Below are 20263 nucleotides of genomic sequence, written 5' to 3'. Positions count from 1 at the left end.
GCGGGAGGAAAAATGCCATGCGGATCGCAACCTACAACATCGAAAACCTCGACGACGTTGCTGTCAGTTCCGACCGGGACGCGCCGTTTGAGGAGCGTGTGAGGATCCTGCGGCCAATGCTGGAGCGCCTGCGAGCCGACATCATCTGTTTTCAGGAGGTGCACGGCCAGAATGTTGCCTCCGGTCCGCGCCGCCTGAGAGCGCTGGAGACGTTGTTGAGCGGAACGCGATACTCTGTGCACACGCTTTCCTCGACAACCCTGAAGAACAAGCCCGACGTCGAGCGATACCGCAACCTCGTCGTCGCCACGCCGGCCGGCGACACCGTCGAAGAAATGCGCGAAATCCAGAACACGCTCGTCAATCCGCCGCAATATTTCCGGGTAACGGCCGAGGGCGACCAGTTGCCGAAGAAAGTGATCTGGGACCGGCCGACGCTCTACGTCCGCCTGCGCCGTCAGTCGGGCGTCGTTCTTCACATCCTGAATGTCCACTTCAAGTCGAAGAACCCCACCCGGATACCCGGACAGGGCCCGGACGACTACAAATGGAAAACGGCATCAGGCTGGGCGGAGGGGTATTTTCTCTCCTCAATGAAGCGGGTGGGCGCCGCGCTCGAAACACGCATGTTCATCGACGGAATATTCGACGTGGAGCCGGACGCGAATATTCTGATCTGTGGCGATTTCAATGCCGAACCCCATGAGGTTCCCGTGATGGCCATCCGCGGGCAGACGGAGGACACGGGAAATCCCGCGCTCAATCACCGGGTGATGCATCCGGTCGCCCTCTCCGTCGCGCAGAGCAGGCGCTACACGCTGTTTCATCACGGTCGCGGAAACCTGCTCGACCACATGCTCGTCTCACGACGCATGATGGCCTGCTTCCAGGGCATCGAAATTCACAACGAGATGATCCATGACGAAAGTGTCGCTTTCGCCTTTGACGCCAAGTTCCCGGAATCGGATCATGCGCCCGTGGTGGCGGAATTCGACCTCGATACCCTGGGTGTGCCATTGGTCGTCTAGCGGGGGGGGGGCGCCGCACCGCGCCGTGACTTGCATACGCCACAGTTTCTTACTAGCTGCGATGCACAGCTTTCAGGGAATCAGATGCCAATGCGCGTGAATGCCTTTCTCGGCGATACCGTCTTCCGAACCATCGTCAAGCTCATCGTGGTCTCCGTTCTGGTCGGAATGGTGATGAACGTGTTCGAGATTTATCCGATGGACCTCCTATTCGCGGTGCGCGATTTCGCGGTGAATCTCTGGGAGAAGGGGTGGGCCGCGCTCGGCCGTTTCGGCGACTGGCTGATCCTCGGCGCGATGGTCGTCATTCCGGTGTTCATCCTGATGCGGCTGCTCAATTACGGCCGCCGCGCATGATCGGCCGACGGGCGCTTCTGACTGGTGCGGGCGTTCTCCTGGTTGCACCGGTCATCGCCGGGTGCACGACGAGGTCGGCCACCGTCGACGGCCCGATCGAAAGCGGCATCGTCACCGGCGAGGCGCTGGCCCCGGTCAATACGCTGCGTGTCAATAACGGTTTGCAGCCGCTGCTGGCCGACGACGTGCTGTCGCGCGCCGCGCTCGACCATGCCGAAGCCATGGCGGTACAGGGGCGGGTGACCCATGCCGGATTCAGGGGGCGCATGCGCGCGGCAGGCGTGAACTTCCCGGCTGCGGAAAATTTGGCGTTCGGCCAGCCGGACACCGAATCGGCCGTCTATGGCTGGTCGCAATCGGCCGGACACCGCCGCAACCTCCTTGATGATGAATTCGGCCGTGTCGGCGTCGCCTACGCGTCGGCTGCGGGCGGCCGGCGCTATTGGGCGATGGTGCTTTCGCCCTAGAAGACAAACTCGCTTGCCACGCGATGCAGGATGACGTGGCGCAATGCCAAGGCTTCCACGTCCTTCGAATAACCGCCGCCAATCACGCCGCAGACCGGAATCCCACGCTGCCGGAAATGGGAAATGACCATGCGCTCGCGTTGTTCGATCCCACGATCGGTGAGCGCGAGACGCCCGAGCCTGTCTTCGGCGTGAACGTCGACGCCGGCATTATAGAAGACGATGTCGGGCGACACCCGGTCGCGCAGTTGTTCGAGCACAAGGGCAAGCGTCTTCAGATACGCCGCGTCTTCCATCCCGTCCGGCAGTCCGAGGTCGTAGTCGGACGCCACCTTCCGGGTCGGGTAGTTCTTCTGCGAATGGACCGAGGCGGTGAAGACGCGGCGTTCATCGGACAGGATCGCTGCCGTTCCGTCTCCCTGATGAACGTCGAGATCGAGCACGAGGGCGGTGCCGATCTCTCCGTCTGCGAGCATGAGTTTGGCGGCGACCGCCACATCGTTGAAGGTGCAGAAGCCGGCCCCATGCATGTGTCCGGCATGATGGCTCCCGCCGGCTGTGTTGCACGCGATGCCGTATTCCAACGCCAGCCGTGCCGCCATGATGGTCCCAGCGGTCGCGCATTGCGCTCGGATGGAGGTCCGCTCGGTTACCGGAAATCCGATGATCTTCTCGATCGCCGGCGGCACGCGATAGTCGTAGACCTGATCGACATAGGCCGCATCGTGGGCGAGCTTTATCCACGCGGCGGGCGCCGGCATCGGGACATGGAAATCTCCCGGTCCCGCGAGGCCCTCGCGCATAATGACCTCGGCAAGCAATGCGTACTTGCTCATCGGAAACCGATGGTCCGGCGAGAACTTCGCGTCGTAGGCGGGGTTGTGGACTATGGGCAGGCGCATGGCGAAGTTCAGCTATTGCATTTGCCGGCAAAAGCAACCAAGCCTCGCTTCCGCCATTCATCGCGACCGATCCCGGCAGACCGTGACGACATCCGAGCCATCCGTTTCCTCGCTTCCCTTCGAGGTCAGCAACCGCATGGTGTTCGCCATCGCGGTTCCGATGACGCTGGCCTACCTGACGACGCCCTTGCTGGGGATCGTGGACACGGCGGTGATCGGCCAGTTCGGAGATGCGGCGCTGATCGGCGGCCTTGCCGTCGGCGCGATCATTTTCGACATCGTCTTCACGACGTTCAATTTTCTGCGGTCCGGAACCACCGGCTTCGTCGCCCAAGCATTCGGCCGCGGTGACGAAACCGAACAACAGGCCGTCTTTTGGCGCGCTGTCCTGCTTGCCGCGGGATTGGGCCTTGTGCTGCTGATCCTTGGGCCGCTCATCCGCGAACTCGGCATCCTGCTGATGAATCCCGGCGAGGGCGTTGCGGACGCTACGCGCAGCTATGTCACCATCCGCATGCTTGGCGCCCCGTTCTCGCTGGTTAATTATGCGCTTCTCGGCCTGCTGCTGGGGCAGGGAAGGGCCATGGCGGGGCTATTGCTGCAGACGCTTCTGAACGGGATCAACATTGCCGGATCGATCTGGTTCGGGCTCGTCCTCGGCTGGCAGATAGAGGGCGTGGCCATCGGCACGGTGCTCGGGGAGGCGATCGCCGCCGGAGCCGGTTTCTGGTGGATCAGGCGCGGGTTCGACCTCCGCCACGCGCCAAGCCGGGCGCGCGTCCTCGATCGCGAGGCATTCTTGCGCCTCGTGTCGGTCAACCGCGATATAATGATCCGATCCTTCGCTCTGCTTGCGGGCTTCTCGCTGTTCACGCGTACCGGCGCGCAGTTCGGCGCTGTCACGCTTGCCGCCAATGCGATCCTGATGAACTTCTTCCTCATCGCCGGATATTATCTCGACGGGTTCGCGACCGCCGCCGAACAGATCGTCGGGCGGGCAATCGGCGCAAATCATCCGCCGGCTTTCTGGCGCGCCGTCCGGCTGACGACGATGTGGGGATTCGCCCTCGCCGGCTTCACGACCATCATGGTCGTCCTGTTCGGACCGGCAGCCATCGACCTGATGACCACGGCACCGGACGTGCGAGCCGAGGCGAAGACCTACCTGATGTGGGCGGCGCTGACCGCGATTGCGGGCGTGCTCGCCTTCGAGATGGATGGCGTATTCATCGGCGCGACCTGGTCGAAGGACATGCGCAACATGATGCTGGCGTCACTGGCGGTGTTTGTGATCCTGCTGCTGACGGTTGTGCCGGCCTACGGCAATCACGGGCTATGGCTTGCCCTCAACGTCTTTCTGGGCGTGCGCGGACTGACGCTGCTGGCGATCCTCCCGCGCAAGGCGCGGAGGGTTTTCGGCTGATCGGGCGGAAACGGGCAATCTTCGAAATGCCGGCCGATGGCAGCTATGCGGACAAAGTGAGCTTACGCTGCAATTGCACAATGTCGACTTTGGGGATGGATAAGGGGTCATATATTGAGCCGAATTCTGTGTTGGCTTGCAACTATGCAGTAATCTCGTTTGAATGACCAAACTTCCGAAAAGACGCACGAAGCATGATTGCCTACGTCACAGTCGGTGCGGATGACATCGCGCGCGCAAAACGATTTTATTCCGCGTTCCTGCCAGCCCTTGGTTACGAACTGGAGGAGGGGCCTGCGGGACTGAGTTACGCACTGCCCGTACAACCGGGTAAGTCTCCCGTTCTGCCTGACTTCTACGTCAAACCACCCTTCGATGGACGTCCGGCCTCGGCTGGCAACGGTTCTATGGTCGCATTTGAGGCGCGCAATCAAAAGCAGGTTCGTGACCTTCACGCCGCCGCGCTTTTCGCAGGCGGTTCCGATGAGGGCCAGCCAGGCTTTCGTGCTTCTTATGGACCTGAGTTCTATGTTGGCTACCTTCGCGATCCTCAAGGCAACAAGATCGCACTTTTCTCTAGCGATCCGAACGAACCAGGACGAGACGGATAGCGCCGGTCACACGGGCGGCAAAAGCCATTCGCCGCATCGCGGAAGATCGGTATAATGCGCTTGAAGCAGCCATACGCCGCCTGATCGTACGGCGAAGCGAATTATGACCTAATGCATGCGATCACGCCGGGATTGGCTTCGCCGCCCAGTCCTCGGTCTTCGTGCCGATCAGGTCGTTAATCGACGGCGCGCCGGTTTTGTCGAGCACTTCGGACAGCTCTTGGTTGATCGCATTGGCGATGCCAGGGCCGCGATAGATCATGCCGGTGTAAAGCTGCACCAGATCCGCGCCGGCTTCGATCTTGGCGAGCGCGGACTGTGCCGTATCGACGCCGCCCGCGCCGATGAGCAATGCCTCTCCGCCGATCCGCTCGCGCGTCTTCGCCAGAACGATCGTCGAGCGCTCGAACAGCGGGCGGCCGGAGAGACCGCCCGCCTCGCCGGGGTCGGATCGAAGCCCCGGTCGGGCCAGCGTCGTGTTCGACACGATCATCCCGTCGAGCCCGTGGGCGAGCACCTCTGCGACAATATCGTCGAGACCCTCTTCGGTGATATCCGGCGCGACCTTCAGCAATACCGGGACAATGCGTGATTGGGTTTCGGACAGTTCGGCACGCTTTTCCGCTATGCGCGAAAGCAGCTCCGCCAGTTGCGCGCGGCCCTGCAGGTCGCGCAGGCCGGGGGTGTTGGGGGAGGAAATGTTGACGGTGAAATAGCTGGCCAGGCCGTAGAATCGCTCCAGCCCGGAAACGTAATCGCCGGCCCGGTCGCCTGAATCCTTGTTGGCGCCGATATTGACGCCGACGAGGCCCGGCCGCCCGTTCCGCGCCTGAAGGCGCGCGAGCGCCGCCGCGTGGCCTTCGTTGTTGAAGCCGAGACGGTTGATCACGGCGCGATCCTCCGGCAGTCGGAAAACCCGCGGCTTCGGGTTGCCGGACTGGGGCAGCGGCGTGACCGTGCCGATTTCGGCGAAACCGAACCCGGCGGCCAGAAGCGCGTCGGGAACCTCCGCGTTCTTGTCGAACCCGGCGGCGACGCCGAGCGGGTTGGGCACGGTCAGGCCGTTCACCGACACGGAAAGCCGGGGGTCGCGGTGCACGCTTCGAACGACCGGCGCGCCGGATTTGAGCGTCCGGATGGCGAGGCGGTGGGCTGTTTCCGGCTCGAAGCGGAACGCCAGCCAGCGTCCCGCCGTCTCGGCAAGGTGTGAAAGCATCAGGCGTCGAGCCCGGGAAAGACGTGTGCGCCGTCATCGCCGAGCGGCAGTTCCTTCACCCACACGACCGTGTCGAGATCGAGCGGCGCGTAGAGATGGGGAAACAGGTCGCCGCCGCGCGAGACCTCGTATTTCAGCGCGCCGGCGAGCTTTTCGCCGTCGACCGCAACGAGCAGAAGATCGTTCTGGCCGGCAAAGTGTTTCGCGGCGGTTTCGCGCGCCTGCGCCGCCGTCGAGAAATGAATGAAGCCGTCGGCGATATCGATCGGCGCGCCGTCGAAGCGCCCGTTTTCCTCTGCCGCCTGCCAGAGGGCGCGCGGCGCGATCTTGTAAATGATCTTGTCCATGGAGTGGTGCTTAATCCGCCTCGGGTGCGGGGGAAAGCCGCAATCGGCGTTTTTCCCGATCTGTCGCAATTCCCGCCGAATTGGCTGCTACTCGGGAGGAGACGGGACAGTTTTGTGGAAGAGGCACGATACATGACCAGTTTCAGCCGGCACATGGCTGCCGTTGCAACGTTTTTGGCGATGACGCTGGCGGGCGCGCAGGCCGCATCAGCGCAAAATGGCCGCTATGTCATGGAGAAAACCGAAAACGGCTATGTTCGCATGGACACCGCCACCGGCGAGATGTCGATCTGCGCGGAGAAGAGCGGGCAGATCGTCTGCAAGCTCGCCGCCGACGAGCGCGCGGCGTTTCAGGACGAACTCCAAAGGCTGGAGGAGCGGGTCGCGCGGCTCGAGACGAGGCTCGAGGGCGGGCTTGCCGACCGCGTGCTGCCGAGCGACGAGGAGCTCGATCGCGGTCTCGACAACATGGAAAAGTTCTTCCGCCGCTTTCTCGGCATTGTCGAGGAATTCGAGCAGGGAAAGCCCGGCGACAAGACCTAGGTTTCGGCCGGCGTCGACAGCACCGCCCGGATGATCTCCAGCACACGGGCACTTTCGCCAAGCGGCATGACGTCGCTTGATGTTTTCCCGGAGAGAATGGCCGCCTGCGCCGCACGGATCTCGTGGTGCAGGCCGTGGCCCTGCTGGTCGAACCGCTCGGTCCTGCGTCCGTCCAGGGGGAATCTGTGCGCCAGCTTTCCCGCCAACGTATCGGACCCGGCAGGAATCCGTTTGAGCGGCTTGTCCCAGAGTGTGAGGGACGGGCCGCGCAGAAAGTGCCGGTCCAGCCGCAACACACCCGCCGACCCCTGGATGACGAAGGCGTTCTCCATCTCCGAGGCGAATGACGTTCGGACCGAGACCGGCGCGCCGCCGCATGTCATCTCGACATGGGCTTCGATGTCGGTTCCGGTCGGCCCGGCTTTCCACCGGCCCGACACGTTACTCGCCTCGCCGAGCAGCATCAGGGCGAGCGAGAGCGGATAGACGCCGAGATCGTAGAGAACGCCGCCCCCAAGCGCGGCATTGAAAAGACGGCTGTCCGGTTCGACGACGCGGGAAAAGCCGAGCGTCGCCTGCGCCCGCTCGATCATGCCGATCCGCCCGTCCGCGATGAGTGCGGCCGTCCGCTGGACCGCCGGAAGAAAGCGTGTCCACATCGCCTCCATGGCGAACACGTTGCGTCCTTCGGCGGCGCGAGCGATCGTCCGTGCGTCCGCCGCCGACAGCGCCACCGGCTTTTCGATCAGCACCGGCTTGCCGGATTTCACGACCGCCAGCGCCTGTTCGAGGTGGGCGGTGTTCGGCGTCGCGACATAGACGGCCTCCACCGAAGGATCGCCCAGAAATTCATCGAGATCGGCGTAAGACTTCGCAAATCCGTGCGCCGACGCGAAAGCGCGACCGGTCTCCATGGAGCGCGAACAGACGGCAGCATGACGCGCTCCGACAACCAGCGCCATGTCCTCGGCAAACTTGCGGGCGATTGTTCCGGTGCCGATAACGCCCCACCCCAGCGCTTGTTGCTTCATGCTGTCCTTTCTCGTCGCCGAACGGCGTCATGTAAGGCCGGGGCCGGGGGATTTGTCAAAGTCTCATTGAAGGGGCTTGGCGGGGGTGGAGAAGAGCGGAATTTGCGGCTGGACACCCGGAAATTGCGTGTTATAAACCGCGCACTTTCACGCGGCGCGACCGCGGAAATCGTCTTCGCGAAATGAAGTGAAGCGTCGGCCCGGGTAGCTCAGGGGTAGAGCAGCGGATTGAAAATCCGCGTGTCGGTGGTTCAAATCCGCCCCCGGGCACCACCAGCCTTCCCCCCGATCGAAGATGCTGTCTCGAAGAGTAGAGATTTCAGCGATTGGTGAAGTCGATACCCACCAGGCGAGCATTGCGCGTGCCTCGGTCGCCGACGAAATCGGGTAATGGGCCGTCGAGCCGGAAACGTTACCGAAGGTAGACTGCGCCAGACGCCAATCAGCAAAGGTGGCGATCGGATAAGGTGAAGGGAGAAGATTTAACTTCGCCTTTACCGTAAGCGCCGGAAGCGGCGAACACCCCGGACATTTCCCTGTCCATTCCGCCGCTATGTTCTAGGTGTTGATCGAGCAACCGAAGGAGCAAGCAGTGCCCGATTTACGCCGCCGTTTTCCGTCTGCGATCGCCGCCTTAGCCGCCCTCGCAGTCATTCTTCCCGCGAACGCGGCCGAGGACGTGCTGCCTGCCCCCGAGAGCGAAATCATCCTGGTGATCGAAGGAAATATCAAACGCAAGAACGTCGATGAGACAGCGCAATTCGATCGCGCGATGCTGGAGTCGATCGGGACCACATCCTTCCTGACATCCACGCCCTGGTACGACAATCCGGTCGAATTCGAGGGCGTGCCGCTGGACCGATTGCTTGACGCGGTCGGCGCGACAGGCAGCGAAATGACGGCGGTTGCGCTCAACGACTATCAGGCGACGCTTCCGTTGTCGGATTTGGGCGAAGATGGAGCCGTGCTCGCGCTCAAACGTGACGGAAAGTACATGGAAATCCGCGACAAGGGGCCGCTGTTCATCGTCTATCCCTACGATTCCGATTCCCGGCTGGCCGCGGAGAAATACTATGCACGATCGGTATGGCAGATCAGCCGACTGGTGGTCAGGTAACGCGTCTCACCCATGCCATTGCCCCGGCCATTCGGACAGCGAGGATTCAAGGCGACCCAGTTCGCCTTGACGGTGCTCATCGTCTTCCTTGCGGCCATGGCCGCCTATGTGTCGGCGATAGTCTTCGATCGCCAGCAGGCGCTTGAGAAATCCTACCGCTACAATGTTGCGTTCAGCGCCGCGCAGGGAATGAACGAATATGTCCGGTTACGGGAGCGGCTGGCCGAATATCTTCTCGCGCCCTCGCCCGAAGCGCTTCGCGAGGTGCGGCTTCGCTTCGACATTCTGGCGAGCCGGCTCGACATATTTCGCGCTGGCCAGTTCGACGAATTCGTAGGCACCAGCGCTGAGCGCCGTCAGGTGATTGCCAAACTGAAGCGGACTGTCGGCGATCTCGAAAATATGATGGCAAACATCCATCGCGCCGAGATCGCAAGGCGGGCGCTGGAAATGACCTCTCCTCTGGAGGGAGAATTGATAGGGCTTGCCTCGGAAGCGGACCATTACGGAAGCCGCCAAGTTGCCGAAGATCAGCGCGGCCTCCTGCGTTTGCACTGGATCTTCTCGCTTCTTGCACTTTGTCTCGTTGTCTGCGCCTTCGTGTTTCTGGCCCTCGTGAGATGGCAAAACCACATACTGGTCCATATCCGCCGCTGGCTCCGGCGATCGAACGACGAACTGCGGAATACGGGCGCAGAACTGCGGTCGCAAAACGTGCTGTTCGACACCGCCCTCAACAACATGACGCACGGTTTGTGCATGTTCGACGCCGAGGGGAAAATGATCGTCAGCAACCGGCAATTCAGTCGGCTTTATGGTTGCAAGCCGGGCTGCCCGGAGCCCGGGACCGGATTTGCGGACTTTTTCCAGGCTATCGGATTGGAGCGGCATTCAAACGATTCCGGCAGAACAAGCGCGAGCCGGCAACGCCTCGAGGCGGCGATCGCACGGGGTATACCGGAACGTTTACATCAGACCTTGCCGGATGGGCGCATGATCAGCCTGACGCTTCGGCCCGTCGAAACCGGCGGCTGGATCATTACATTCGAGGATATAAGCGAAAGGCACCGGGCGCAGGAAAGAATTGAGCAGATAGCGCGCCATGATGCGCTTACGGGCCTGCCCAATCGTATTCTGCTTCGCGAACGCCTCGAAAATGTTCTGGCGACCGACTCCGATCCATGCGGTTCGACCGCGCTCCTGTGTCTCGATCTGGACAACTTCAAGAAGATCAACGACACCCATGGCCATCCGACCGGCGATGCGGTTCTTCGGGAGGTGGGCCGGAGGGTGCGTTCGATTGTTCCTGAGCAGACTCTTGTCTGCCGCATCGGCGGCGACGAGTTTGTGGTGGTGGTCGACAAGGTCAAGCAACATTCGCTTCCCGAAGAGATTGCCGCGCGCATCGTCGTGGCACTGGCCGAACCCTTCGAAGTGGATGGCGTGAGGATACTCGGTGGCACGAGCGTTGGGATTGCGCTGTCCTCCTCCGGGATGGAGCCCGACGAGCTAATAAGGAATGCCGATATCGCTCTTTACGACGCGAAGAGGCGCGGTCGTGGCGCTTTTTCCACCTATTCCCCGCAAATGTCCGAGACGTTACTGCGGCGAAACCGGATCGAGGCCGAACTGCTCGACGGGGACTTCGACGAAAAGCTCGACCTTGTGTTTCAGCCGATTGTCGATCTGCGCACGGGCCAACCCCATGCGGTGGAAGCGCTGCTGCGGTGGAAGACGTCTCGCGACGACGATCTGACGCCGCTGGAGCTCGTTTCAATCGCCGAGGATACCGGGGCTATCGTCAGCCTGGGCCGCTGGATTCTGGAAAAGGCATGCCGCCAGGCTCTCGGCTTGCCGGAACCGGTCGCGGTGTCCGTGAACCTGTCGCCGATCCAGTTTCGCCAGGATGACATTGTCGCGACGGTATTCGATGTTCTGAGCCGGACGGGACTTGAGCCGAAGCGTCTCCATCTGGAGATTACTGAAACCCTTCTGCTCGATGACGAGTGCGCTTTCGAGAATGAACTCGGAACCCTAAGGCGCGCTGGTATCGGCATTTCGCTTGATGACTTCGGCACGGGCTATTCGTCGCTGAGCTACCTGCGGAAATTTTCCGTCGACCGCATCAAGATCGACCGGATCTTTGTCGAAGAAATCGATCGCAACCCGGACCGCCAGGCAATCGTTGCCGCGATCGTTCACCTGGCGAGGGGACTTGGGATGCGCACCATCGCGGAGGGCGTGGAGACGGAGAGTGAACTGCAGATCCTGCGTGCGACGGGCTGCAACGAGGTGCAGGGGTTCCTGATCAGCAAGCCGCTGGGGCCACGCGAAATCGTCGCGTATTTCCAGTCGGACACGCCGTCCGGGCAAGGTGTAACGATCGATCAGCCGCCTGGCGGGTTTGGCAAGGCAGGCCGACCGGTGCATTGACGCCGGTCGGAAACGCGATAGCCTTTCACCATGCGTTTGATCCTCCCGATCTGGCTTTCACTTTTGGCCGCCGGTGCGGCGGCCGCGTCCGCATATGCGGGGCCGGCGCGCGCCCAGGAAGCGCCAACGCTCGTCGAGCGGGGCCGGTCGGTTGCGCGCGCGCATTGCTCCCGCTGCCATATCGTCGACAACGAGAACCGCTTTTCCGGCATATCATCAACGCCCTCCTTTCCGTTTCTGGTGAACCAGTTGCGGGATTGGGAAGAGCGTTTCGGCAGTTTTCACGAGAGGCCGCCGCATCCTGCGATCATCCGGTTTGCGGGCCAGCCGAGCGATGAATCCGCCGGGCGGCCGACCGTGCCGGTGGATATCGAGTTCTCCGATGTAGCGGCGCTCGTCGCCTATGCGCGGTCACTTCTGAAGGCGGAGAACTGAAGGCCCGCGGATCCCTTGCTGAACGAGACACCTTGTCAAAGCCAAGCATTGCCATAAGGTTATGCCATGGATCGAGCGGGCGGGTTTTTCGACGAGATGCTTGGCGGGGGCGAAACGGCCCGTCCTCCCTATTCGGGATTTTGCGATTGGTTGGCCGGCGAAGAGACGGCGAGGCTGAACAAGAAATCCAAGGAAGCCGAGACCTTCTTCCGCAGGACCGGAATCACGTTCAACGTCTACGGCGCGGAAGGCGCGAACGAGCGTCTGATACCGTTCGATATCGTGCCGCGCATCATTTCCGGCCGCGAATGGGCGCGGCTTTCACGCGGGATCGAGCAGCGCGTCCGCGCGATCAACGCGTTTCTCTACGACATCTATCATCGTCAGGAAATATTGCGCTCGGGCCGCGTTCCGGTCGACCTGATCGCCGACAACGAAGCCTTTCTGCCGAAGATGATCGGTGTCGCACCGCCCGGCAACGTCTACACCCATATCGTCGGAACCGACATCGTGCGCACGGGCGAGGACGAGTTCTACGTCCTCGAGGACAATGCGCGCACGCCGTCGGGTGTGTCCTACATGCTCGAAAACCGGGAAACCATGCTGCAGATGTTTCCCGAACTGTTCTCGAAAATCCGGGTGCAGCCGGTCAGCGATTATCCGAAGAACCTGAGGCGCTCGCTCGCCGCCTGCGCGCCGGAGAGATGTGACGGAAAGCCCGTTGTCGCCGTCTTGACGCCGGGCATTCACAACTCTGCCTATTTCGAACATTCGTTTCTGGCCGACCAGATGGGCGCGGAACTTGTCGAGGGCCATGATTTGCGCGTGGTCGACGGCAAGATCGCGATGCGCACGACGCGCGGATACGCGCCCATCGACGTGCTCTACCGCCGGGTCGACGACGACTTTCTGGATCCGCTGAACTTCAACCCCCAGTCGATGCTCGGCGTTCCAGGCATTATGGATGTCTACCGCTCCGGGGGCATCACCATCGCCAATGCGCCGGGAACGGGGATAGCGGACGACAAGGCGATCTATTCCTATATGCCGGAGATCGTGGAGTTCTACACCGGCGAAACGGCGATCCTGAAGAACGTGCCGACCTGGCGCTGTTCGGAGCAGGATTCGCTTGACTATGTGCTGGAGCACCTGACCGAACTGGTGGTCAAGGAAGTGCACGGATCGGGCGGCTACGGAATGCTGGTCGGGCCCGCCGCCAGCAAGCGCGAGGTTGCCGCCTTCCGCGAAAAGCTTGTCGCCAAGCCGGCCAACTATATTGCCCAGCCGACACTTTCGCTGTCGACCGTGCCGATCCTGACCCGTAAGGGGCTTGCTCCGCGTCACGTGGATCTGCGGCCCTTCGTCATGGTCTCGCCGCGCGGTATCAACATCACGCCCGGTGGGCTGACGCGCGTCGCGCTGAAGGAGGGCTCGCTCGTCGTCAACTCCAGCCAGGGAGGCGGCACCAAGGACACCTGGGTGCTGGAGGAATGACACAGCGATGTTAGGCAAGACCGCAGGCGGCCTCTACTGGATGTTCCGCTATTTCGAGCGGAGCGAGAACACCGCGCGCCTGGTTGACGCCGGGTTCCGTATGTCGCTGACGCGTTCCGCCAGCGATCAGGACGAATGGATGTCGGTTATCCAGACTACCAGCATCCGCGAGGCGTTCGAGGAGCGTCACGACGAGGTCAACACGGCAACGGTGACGGACTTTCTGCTGCGCGACATGACCAATCCGACGAGCGTGATGTCGATCGTGGAGGCAGCGCGAAACAACGCCCGCCTCGTGCGCACCGCGCTGACCCGCGAAGTCTGGGAAGCGGTGAACGAATGCTGGATCACCCTGAAGGACGCACTGGCGCGTCCGGTGCGCGACCGCGAACTGCCGGCCACGCTGGCGCTGATCCGCCAGCAGAGCGCGCTCGTCCGCGCGGCACTGCACGGCACCATGCTGCGCAACGAGATCTACGATTTCGCGCGTATCGGGACGTTTCTGGAACGCGCCGACAACACGGCCCGTATTCTCGACGTGAAGTACTATGTGCTGCTGCCTTCGGTGATGCATGTCGGCTCGTCGCTGGACAATGTGCAGTGGGAGACGATCCTGCGCTCGGTGTCGGCGCAGCGCGCCTATCGCTGGCTGAACGCCGACGACATCAGCGCGCGCAGCATCGCCGAATTTCTCATTCTCGATCGCCGTTTACCGCGTTCGCTGGCGTTCTGCGCGACGAAGATCGTCGACAATCTGCAGTTTCTGGCCGACGATTACGGGGAACGGCACGCCTGTCACGATGCGGCGGAGGCCCTCGTTTCGAGGCTGCGCGACAATACGGTCGACGCCATCTTCGACATCGGCCTGCACGAATTCATCGAGCAGTTCATTCGCGACAACAACGCGCTCGGGCAGCAGATCGAGCAGGATTACCGGTTCAATGGATAGGCCATGCAACTGAGGATCACCCACACGACCCGCTACCATTACGCCGAGCCCGTTCATGCCGTGCTTCAGCAATTGCGGCTGACGCCGAAATCGCGCGCCGGACAGAACGTCATTGCGTGGAGCACCACGGTCGAGGGTGGGATTTCACAACTGCAATATGACGACGAGCACAACAACCACGTTGAACTGGTCAGTTTCGAGGATGGACGCACCGACATCACGGTGCTCTGCGAGGGTGAGGTGGAAAACACCAACAGCACCGGCGTCATCGGCGCACATGGCGGCTTTGCTCCGCTGTGGCTGTTCCGAAAGGCCACTCCGCTGACACGCGCGGGCAACAACGTGCGCAAGCTGGTCAAGAGCGTCGGCGGCGATTTCGGCGATGGCGACGTGGCGCGGTTGCACGATCTGTCGAACGCGATCGTCGAACAGGTGGAGTATCGGACCGGCCAGACCGAAGCGGGGACAACCGGCGAGGAGGCGCTCGATATCGGCTATGGTGTGTGCCAGGACCACGCACATATCTTCATCGCCGCGGCGCGGGCGATGGGATATCCAGCCCGCTATGTCAGCGGCTATCTGATGATGAACGACCGGGTAGAGCAGGATGCGAGCCACGCCTGGGCGGAGGCCCATGTCGACGGTTTGGGCTGGGTCGGCTTCGACGTCTCCAACCGCATTTCGCCGGATGAGCGTTACGTGCGGGTGGCGACCGGGCTGGATTACACCGAGGCGGCGCCTGTCTCGGGACTGCGGCGGGGCACCGGTGAAGAGAAGATGGACGTCACCTTGCAGGTTCAGCAGCAGTAGTGCGGGGGTGCCGGTTCGGCCGTCACGGGAAGAACGCAGGGAACCGTCAGCCCACCGAATCCCTTGTAACGCATGGGGCGTGGACGTAACGTCCCCGAAATTCGTGGCGAGAATCATTCGATGACCTATTGCGTCGGCCTGCGCATCGACAAGGGCCTTGTCTTCATGTCCGACACCCGCACCAATGCCGGAGTCGACAATGTCTCCGTGTTCCGGAAGATGTTCAGCTGGTCGCGGCGCGGCGAGCGGGTGATGACGCTGATGACGGCGGGCAATCTCGCCACCACCCAGGCCGTCGTCAGCCTGCTGGACGAACGCTCAAAGGCGCCGGTCGACCGCAATCCGTCGATCCTCGAGGCGCCGTCGATGTTCCAGGTGGCGCGCGAGATCGGAGAGACCCTGCGCGAGGTGATCAATTCGAACGCGATGAGCGGGCAAACAGCCGATTCCGCCTTCAATGCGACGCTGATCCTCGGCGGCCAGATCAAGGGAAGCGAGCCGCGTCTCTTCATGATCTATCCGGAGGGCAATTTCGTTGAGGCCAATGGCGACACGCCTTTCTTTCAGATCGGGGAAACGAAGTACGGCCGCCCGATCCTGGTGCGCGCCTACGATCCGGCAATGTCCTTCGAGGAAACGGTGAAGCTTCTGCTCGTTTCGTTCGATTCCACGATCAAGGCCAATCTTTCGGTGGGGCTGCCGATCGACGTGCAGACCTATGAAACCGACAGTTTCGAGATCGGCCGCCAGCAGCGCATCGGCGCCGACGATGCCTATTACCAGTCGATCTCGACCGGTTGGGGGGAAGCGCTGTCGCAGGCGCTGCGCGTTCTTCCCGATTTCACGTTTGCCGACGGCTAAGCGGTGCGCCAAAAGCGCCTTTGGCCCAGCCGCCCCGACGGCCCTTGTCCGGGCATCCCTTTGGAGTCACTGCGATTTGCCGTCTTAACCCAACCATCGCAAAGCGCTTGCGCACCTGTCTGGAGTGCGCTTTAAACCCTGTCAGCCTTTCCGGTCGCAAGATGCGGAAATGCCCGCGCCAGCCGTAACGGCGGCGTCTCAAAAGGGAGAAATGGGATTATGAGAAAAACTGTTCTACTCGCCGCAGCGAGCGTTTTCGCGCTCGCCGCCGCGGCACAGGCCGAAGTGAAGATGGGAGTCATCCTCGGCTTCACCGGGCCGATCGAATCGCTGACGCCGGACATGGCCGGTGGTGCTGAAATGGCCATGAAAGAAGCTTCCGACAGCGGCAAGTTCCTCGGTGGCGAAACGATCACTTCGGTGCGCGCGGACTCCACCTGCGTCGATTCCGCAGCCGGCACCGCAGCCGCCGAGCGGCTGATCACATCCGACAATGTCGTGGCCATCATGGGTCCGGATTGCTCGGGCGTGACGACAGCCGTCGCCAACAATGCCGCCATTCCGAACGGCGTCGTCCTGATCTCGCCGTCGGCAACGTCGCCGGCGCTGACGACGATCGAGGACAACGGCCTGTTCTTCCGCACCGCGCCGTCCGACGCCCGTCAGGGCCAGGTTCTGGCCGATGTGGCGATGGAGCAGGGCATTCAGTCGGTCGCGATCACCTATACCAACAACGACTACGGCAAGGGCCTGGCGGACTCGTTCGCCGCAGCCTTCCAGGAGCGTGGCGGTTCGGTCACGATCACGGCTGCCCATGAGGACGGCAAGGGCGACTACGCCGCCGAAGTCGGCGCGCTGGCTGCTGCGGGCGGAGACGCGCTTGCGGTGCTCGGTTACGTCGACCAAGGTGGCCGCGGCATCATGCAGAACGCGATCGACACCGGCGCCTTCGAAACCTTCGTTCTTGGCGACGGCATGATCGGCGATTCGTTGCTCGACGTGTCCGGCCTCGACAGTGCCAAGGTGATCGGGACCGCGCCGGGTTCGGACTCCGAAGGCGCGGCCAATTTCGACAAGATGGCCGCCGATGCCGGCATCACCGGAACCGGCCCGTACCGGGGCGAGAGCTACGATGCCGCCGCCCTTATGATCCTCGCCATGCAGAAGGCCGGCGCCGCCGACCGCTCTGCCATCGCCGGAAACATCATGGAGATCGCCAACGCGCCGGGCGAGCAGATCGGCCCGGGCGAGCTGGACAAGGCGCTCGAACTGGTCGCCGCAGGCACCGATATCGACTATCAGGGCGCGACGAATGTCGAGTTCACCGATGTCGGCGAGGCGCTCGGCTCCTACAAGGAACTGGTGATCGAGGGCGGAGCGTGGAAGACCGTTAAGGTCCGCTAGGCCCATAGCCAACTGAACACACCGAAAAGAAACCCCGGATCGTCACGCGGTCCGGGGTTTTTCGCGCCATGCGGGCTGATGAACTTTAGACGCCGGTCTCCGGACACAGCGGGGCGCTCATCGTCTTGACCGGATCGTCGGGACCGCATTCCTCGCCCGAGATGGGATAGCGCCCGTCGGTGGCGCATCCGACCACCAACAGAAGCGCAAGACCAGCCAAAACATTCGCAGCTGCTTTCATGACAACGCCCCTTTTCGTGTTCCCGATAGGGAAACCCTAGACAGGTGCACCGCGTGATGCGTTGATATCGGTCAACCAGTCTTCCTGCCGACCGCCAGCGTTCCCGATTATCGGAAGTCGGGTGCAGACAGGTCAGGTATGGCGGACCTTTTCCGGCAGGATTCCGCGCGGCGAGAACCGCATCACGATCAGCAGAACCAGACCCATGACGAACAGGCGGAACGGCGCCGCGATGTCCTGCAGGTGCCGGTAGAGCGGCGTGTTCGGATCCATGTTGGCGCTGATCTGCGCGACGATCCACTGGCCCGCCGGCTCCGCCTCCACCCAGATGAACCAGATCAGGAATCCGCCGAGAACCGCACCGAGATTGTTGCCGGATCCGCCGACAATCACCATCACCCAGATAAGGAAGGTGAAGCGCAGCGGATTGTAGGTTCCGGGGGTGAACTGGCCGTCGAGTGTCGTCATCATCGCCCCGGCGATCCCGATGATCGCCGATCCGAGAACGAAGACCTGAAGGTGCCGCTTCGTGATGTTCTTGCCCATCGCGGCGGCCGCTTCTTCGTTGTCGCGGATGGCGCGCATCATCCGGCCCCATGGCGAGTTCAGCGCCCGCACGCACAGCGCCAGGATGATCAGCAGAACGACAGTAAACAGGCCCGCGTAAGCAATCTTGACGAAGGCGCTGGCGCCTTCGATCACAAGTTGGCGAAGCAACAGCTCCCGTGTGCCTTCGCCGACCGATTCGAGCTGAGCGGCATGAAAGCGGCTCACCAGATCCACGAACCACTGTTCCTGCTGCAGGTTGATTTCATAGGGAACGGGACGCGGGAGACCCGTGACGTTCTTCACGCCGCGCGCCAGCCAGTCCTCGTTCTTGATAATGGCAATCACGATTTCGGAGATGCCGAGGGTCGCGATGGCGAGATAGTCCGAGCGCAGACCGAGCGCCACCTTGCCGATCAGCCAGGCGACCGCGGCGGCAAAAATACCGCCGACAAGCCAGGATAACGTGATCGGAAGGCCCAATCCGCCGATAAAGCCGGTGCGCGCAGGATTGACGGATTCGATCGTGGTAACGGCGTCGCTGAAAACCGGACGCAGCAGGAAGTAACCTGCGACGACCACAACGAAGATCGCGAAGCCCCGCACCCGTCCCTTCAAGATCGACGTCAGGAAGATGATCGTCGCCACGATGCCGATGGTGATGACTGCCGACAGAGCAAGACTGCGGCCTCCGGCGGTAAGGGCCTCCATCACCGGCGGGTGCGACACGACAACAGCGGCCAGACCGCCCAGCGCGGTAAATGCCATCACGCCCGCGTTAAACAGGCCCGCATAGCCCCATTGCAGGTTCAGGCCCATCGCCATGACGGCCGAGATCAGGCTCATGTTGAGAATTGCCAGCGCCACCGACCAGGACTGGAACATGCCGACCGCAGCGAGGGCGGCGCCCATCGCCAGAAAGGCCAGCGGCGCGCGCCATGCGCTGTCCTTTTTCTGGACGATGGCCGGCGGGGCAGCGGGGCTGCGTTCGGCTTGTGCCGTTTCGTCTATAGCCGGAGCGCTCATAGCACTTTCCCCCGGAACAGACCGGTCGGCCGGATCAGCAGCACGACCACGAGAATGATGAAGGAGACCGCGAATTTGTAGTCGGTCGACAGGAACTGCAGCAGTCCCTGCGGCGCCAGCTCGTCCGGCATGAGGTACATCGCGAACTTCTTGTAGGCATAGGTGAGCATCACCTCCGAGAAAGCGACGATATAGCCGCCGACCACCGCGCCGACCGGCTGGCCGATTCCACCGACGATCGCCGCCGCGAAAATCGGCAGAAGAAGCTGGAAATAGGTGAACGGCTTGAAGCTCTTGTCGAGACCGTAGAGCGCTCCAGCGATTGTCGCGAGCGCTGCGGCGATGATCCAGGTCACCATTACGACGCGATCGGGATTGATGCCCGACAGAAGCGCCAGATCCTCATTGTCGGAATAGGCGCGCATTGCCTTGCCGGTACGTGTGCGGTTGAGGAAGATGAAGAGTGCGACGACGACGACCAGCGCGACGATCACGGTAATCGCCTGCGTGGTCTGGATGGCGAGTCCTTCGTCGAGGCCGCTCCAGCGCTTGAACTCCGGCGCCCGTACCAGAAACCGCTCGCCGTCGGTAAAGCGGCGGTCGTCGGTTCCCATGATGAAGCGCACGATGGCGCTCAGCATGAACATGACGCCGACGGACGCGATCACCAGCACCACCGGCGCCGCGCGGTGCTTGCGGTAGAACGCGAACACGGATTTGTCGATCAGGATGGCGATGATGGCGGTCGCCGCAATGGCCGGTACCAGCGCCAGCAATGCGGTCGGCAACGGGCCGAAGGTGATGCCGCTCGCCTGCAACAGCCATGTGAAAAGGATCGTGATCGTCGTTCCAAATGCCATCAGATCGCCATGGGCGAAGTTCGCGAAGCGCAGGATGCCGAAGACCAGCGTCACACCCAGCGCGCCGAGCGCGAGCTGCGAACCGTAGGCGAGGGCGGGCACGAAGACGAAATTCGTCATCAGGACGAGCGCATTGAGAATCTCTGTTGCTTCCGGCATTTT

The 20263-nt window shown here is 62.2% G+C and carries 21 protein-coding genes and 1 tRNA gene; 15 read left to right on the top strand and 7 right to left on the bottom strand.

Translation table 11 applies throughout. From position 1 onward, the window contains the following. Nucleotides 1–17 precede the first annotated feature (17 nt). From LC298_RS00895 to LC298_RS00885, 3 genes are all read left to right on the top strand, one after another. Nucleotides 18–1028, top strand: coding sequence for an endonuclease/exonuclease/phosphatase family protein (locus LC298_RS00895; RefSeq protein ID WP_131565506.1), 1011 nt, complete (start codon nt 18–20; stop codon nt 1026–1028). Between the two features lie 84 nt (nt 1029–1112). After that, nucleotides 1113–1385 (top strand): DUF6460 domain-containing protein, encoded by a 273-nt coding sequence (locus LC298_RS00890; protein ID WP_131565508.1) that lies wholly within the window; start codon nt 1113–1115, stop codon nt 1383–1385. Beyond that, nucleotides 1382–1852, top strand: coding sequence for a CAP domain-containing protein (locus LC298_RS00885; RefSeq protein ID WP_131565510.1), 471 nt, complete (start codon nt 1382–1384; stop codon nt 1850–1852). The genes LC298_RS00890 and LC298_RS00885 overlap by 4 nt, the downstream gene beginning before the upstream one ends. Here the strand turns inward: LC298_RS00885 and LC298_RS00880 are convergent. Next, nucleotides 1849–2754 carry a histone deacetylase family protein gene (locus LC298_RS00880; protein WP_131565512.1) on the bottom strand — a complete coding sequence of 302 codons (906 nt, stop codon included), beginning with the start codon at nt 2752–2754 and terminating at the stop codon, nt 1849–1851. The genes LC298_RS00885 and LC298_RS00880 overlap by 4 nt on opposite strands. An 82-nt stretch (nt 2755–2836) precedes the next feature. Between LC298_RS00880 and LC298_RS00875 the strand changes: the two genes are divergently transcribed. Next, nucleotides 2837–4177, top strand: coding sequence for an MATE family efflux transporter (locus LC298_RS00875; protein ID WP_428977523.1), 1341 nt, complete (start codon nt 2837–2839; stop codon nt 4175–4177). 194 nt (nt 4178–4371) lie between these two features. Beyond that, nucleotides 4372–4788: a VOC family protein gene (locus tag LC298_RS00870; RefSeq protein WP_131565516.1), complete on the top strand. Its 417-nt coding sequence runs from the start codon at nt 4372–4374 to the stop codon at nt 4786–4788. Nucleotides 4789–4909: 121 nt separating this feature from the next. Here the strand turns inward: LC298_RS00870 and LC298_RS00865 are convergent, their stop codons facing one another. Both LC298_RS00865 and LC298_RS00860 read right to left on the bottom strand, forming a co-directional pair. Beyond that, complete coding sequence (locus LC298_RS00865) at nt 4910–6004, bottom strand: quinone-dependent dihydroorotate dehydrogenase (RefSeq protein ID WP_131565518.1); 1095 nt, start codon at nt 6002–6004, stop codon at nt 4910–4912. Next, a complete protein-coding gene (locus LC298_RS00860) occupies nt 6004–6351 on the bottom strand; it encodes a DUF952 domain-containing protein (RefSeq protein WP_131565519.1) in 348 nt (115 codons plus the stop codon). The genes LC298_RS00865 and LC298_RS00860 overlap by 1 nt, the downstream gene beginning before the upstream one ends. A 132-nt stretch (nt 6352–6483) precedes the next feature. Here LC298_RS00860 and LC298_RS00855 point away from each other — a divergent pair, with 132 nt between their 5' ends. Beyond that, nucleotides 6484–6894, top strand: a complete 411-nt coding sequence (locus tag LC298_RS00855) for a hypothetical protein (protein WP_131565521.1) — start codon at nt 6484–6486, stop codon at nt 6892–6894. On the opposite strand, the gene LC298_RS00850 is transcribed toward LC298_RS00855, so the two are convergent. Continuing rightward, nucleotides 6891–7925, bottom strand: coding sequence for a Gfo/Idh/MocA family protein (locus LC298_RS00850; protein ID WP_131565523.1), 1035 nt, complete (start codon nt 7923–7925; stop codon nt 6891–6893). The genes LC298_RS00855 and LC298_RS00850 overlap by 4 nt on opposite strands. A gap of 198 nt (nt 7926–8123) precedes the next feature. On the opposite strand from LC298_RS00850, the gene LC298_RS00845 reads away from it, so the two are divergent. From LC298_RS00845 to LC298_RS00805, 9 genes are all read left to right on the top strand, one after another. Beyond that, nucleotides 8124–8198: transfer RNA gene (locus LC298_RS00845), tRNA-Phe, on the top strand. A 319-nt stretch (nt 8199–8517) separates the two neighbouring features. Then, a complete protein-coding gene (locus LC298_RS00840) occupies nt 8518–9042 on the top strand; it encodes a putative pterin-binding protein (protein WP_223385480.1) in 525 nt (174 codons plus the stop codon). 12 nt (nt 9043–9054) lie between these two features. After that, complete coding sequence (locus LC298_RS00835) at nt 9055–11475, top strand: putative bifunctional diguanylate cyclase/phosphodiesterase (RefSeq protein WP_131565524.1); 2421 nt, start codon at nt 9055–9057, stop codon at nt 11473–11475. 30 nt (nt 11476–11505) lie between these two features. Further along, nucleotides 11506–11910, top strand: a complete 405-nt coding sequence (locus tag LC298_RS00830; RefSeq protein ID WP_131565526.1) for a hypothetical protein — start codon at nt 11506–11508, stop codon at nt 11908–11910. 66 nt (nt 11911–11976) lie between these two features. Then, nucleotides 11977–13404, top strand: coding sequence for a circularly permuted type 2 ATP-grasp protein (locus LC298_RS00825; protein WP_131565528.1), 1428 nt, complete (start codon nt 11977–11979; stop codon nt 13402–13404). Nucleotides 13405–13411: 7 nt separating this feature from the next. Further along, complete coding sequence (locus LC298_RS00820) at nt 13412–14353, top strand: alpha-E domain-containing protein (RefSeq protein WP_131565530.1); 942 nt, start codon at nt 13412–13414, stop codon at nt 14351–14353. Nucleotides 14354–14356: 3 nt separating this feature from the next. Beyond that, complete coding sequence (locus LC298_RS00815; RefSeq protein WP_131565532.1) at nt 14357–15163, top strand: transglutaminase family protein; 807 nt, start codon at nt 14357–14359, stop codon at nt 15161–15163. Between the two features lie 120 nt (nt 15164–15283). Beyond that, nucleotides 15284–16024 carry a proteasome-type protease gene (locus tag LC298_RS00810; RefSeq protein WP_131565534.1) on the top strand — a complete coding sequence of 247 codons (741 nt, stop codon included), beginning with the start codon at nt 15284–15286 and terminating at the stop codon, nt 16022–16024. Between the two features lie 219 nt (nt 16025–16243). Continuing rightward, nucleotides 16244–17428, top strand: coding sequence for an ABC transporter substrate-binding protein (locus LC298_RS00805; protein WP_131565536.1), 1185 nt, complete (start codon nt 16244–16246; stop codon nt 17426–17428). An 85-nt stretch (nt 17429–17513) separates the two neighbouring features. Here the strand turns inward: LC298_RS00805 and LC298_RS00800 are convergent, their stop codons facing one another. From LC298_RS00800 to LC298_RS00790, 3 genes are all read right to left on the bottom strand, one after another. Then, complete coding sequence (locus LC298_RS00800; protein WP_158284686.1) at nt 17514–17669, bottom strand: hypothetical protein; 156 nt, start codon at nt 17667–17669, stop codon at nt 17514–17516. A 132-nt stretch (nt 17670–17801) separates the two neighbouring features. Beyond that, nucleotides 17802–19241 (bottom strand): branched-chain amino acid ABC transporter permease, encoded by a 1440-nt coding sequence (locus LC298_RS00795; RefSeq protein WP_223385479.1) that lies wholly within the window; start codon nt 19239–19241, stop codon nt 17802–17804. Further along, nucleotides 19238–20260 (bottom strand): branched-chain amino acid ABC transporter permease, encoded by a 1023-nt coding sequence (locus tag LC298_RS00790; protein ID WP_131565538.1) that lies wholly within the window; start codon nt 20258–20260, stop codon nt 19238–19240. Before LC298_RS00790 ends, LC298_RS00795 begins: the two co-directional genes overlap by 4 nt. Nucleotides 20261–20263: the final 3 nt, after the last annotated feature.

The sequence above is a fragment of the Oricola cellulosilytica genome (assembly GCF_019966575.1).
Classification (GTDB): domain Bacteria; phylum Pseudomonadota; class Alphaproteobacteria; order Rhizobiales; family Rhizobiaceae; genus Oricola; species Oricola cellulosilytica.
This window is presented reverse-complemented; position numbering and strand designations above follow the sequence as displayed.

What these genes read in the sequence shown, in the direction of transcription:
- LC298_RS00825 (WP_131565528.1), top strand. Translation starts at nt 11,977, where the DNA reads ATGGATCGAGCGGGCGGGTTTTTCGACGAGATGCTTGGCGGGGGCGAA.
- LC298_RS00850 (WP_131565523.1), bottom strand. Translation starts at nt 7,925, where the DNA reads ATGAAGCAACAAGCGCTGGGGTGGGGCGTTATCGGCACCGGAACAATC.
- LC298_RS00830 (WP_131565526.1), top strand. Translation starts at nt 11,506, where the DNA reads ATGCGTTTGATCCTCCCGATCTGGCTTTCACTTTTGGCCGCCGGTGCG.
- LC298_RS00860 (WP_131565519.1), bottom strand. Translation starts at nt 6,351, where the DNA reads ATGGACAAGATCATTTACAAGATCGCGCCGCGCGCCCTCTGGCAGGCG.
- LC298_RS00895 (WP_131565506.1), top strand. Translation starts at nt 18, where the DNA reads ATGCGGATCGCAACCTACAACATCGAAAACCTCGACGACGTTGCTGTC.
- LC298_RS00795 (WP_223385479.1), bottom strand. Translation starts at nt 19,241, where the DNA reads ATGAGCGCTCCGGCTATAGACGAAACGGCACAAGCCGAACGCAGCCCC.
- LC298_RS00790 (WP_131565538.1), bottom strand. Translation starts at nt 20,260, where the DNA reads ATGCCGGAAGCAACAGAGATTCTCAATGCGCTCGTCCTGATGACGAAT.
- LC298_RS00800 (WP_158284686.1), bottom strand. Translation starts at nt 17,669, where the DNA reads ATGAAAGCAGCTGCGAATGTTTTGGCTGGTCTTGCGCTTCTGTTGGTG.
- LC298_RS00870 (WP_131565516.1), top strand. Translation starts at nt 4,372, where the DNA reads ATGATTGCCTACGTCACAGTCGGTGCGGATGACATCGCGCGCGCAAAA.
- LC298_RS00855 (WP_131565521.1), top strand. Translation starts at nt 6,484, where the DNA reads ATGACCAGTTTCAGCCGGCACATGGCTGCCGTTGCAACGTTTTTGGCG.
- LC298_RS00810 (WP_131565534.1), top strand. Translation starts at nt 15,284, where the DNA reads ATGACCTATTGCGTCGGCCTGCGCATCGACAAGGGCCTTGTCTTCATG.
- LC298_RS00835 (WP_131565524.1), top strand. Translation starts at nt 9,055, where the DNA reads ATGCCATTGCCCCGGCCATTCGGACAGCGAGGATTCAAGGCGACCCAG.
- LC298_RS00820 (WP_131565530.1), top strand. Translation starts at nt 13,412, where the DNA reads ATGTTAGGCAAGACCGCAGGCGGCCTCTACTGGATGTTCCGCTATTTC.
- LC298_RS00890 (WP_131565508.1), top strand. Translation starts at nt 1,113, where the DNA reads ATGCCAATGCGCGTGAATGCCTTTCTCGGCGATACCGTCTTCCGAACC.
- LC298_RS00805 (WP_131565536.1), top strand. Translation starts at nt 16,244, where the DNA reads ATGAGAAAAACTGTTCTACTCGCCGCAGCGAGCGTTTTCGCGCTCGCC.
- LC298_RS00865 (WP_131565518.1), bottom strand. Translation starts at nt 6,004, where the DNA reads ATGCTTTCACACCTTGCCGAGACGGCGGGACGCTGGCTGGCGTTCCGC.
- LC298_RS00815 (WP_131565532.1), top strand. Translation starts at nt 14,357, where the DNA reads ATGCAACTGAGGATCACCCACACGACCCGCTACCATTACGCCGAGCCC.
- LC298_RS00885 (WP_131565510.1), top strand. Translation starts at nt 1,382, where the DNA reads ATGATCGGCCGACGGGCGCTTCTGACTGGTGCGGGCGTTCTCCTGGTT.
- LC298_RS00880 (WP_131565512.1), bottom strand. Translation starts at nt 2,754, where the DNA reads ATGCGCCTGCCCATAGTCCACAACCCCGCCTACGACGCGAAGTTCTCG.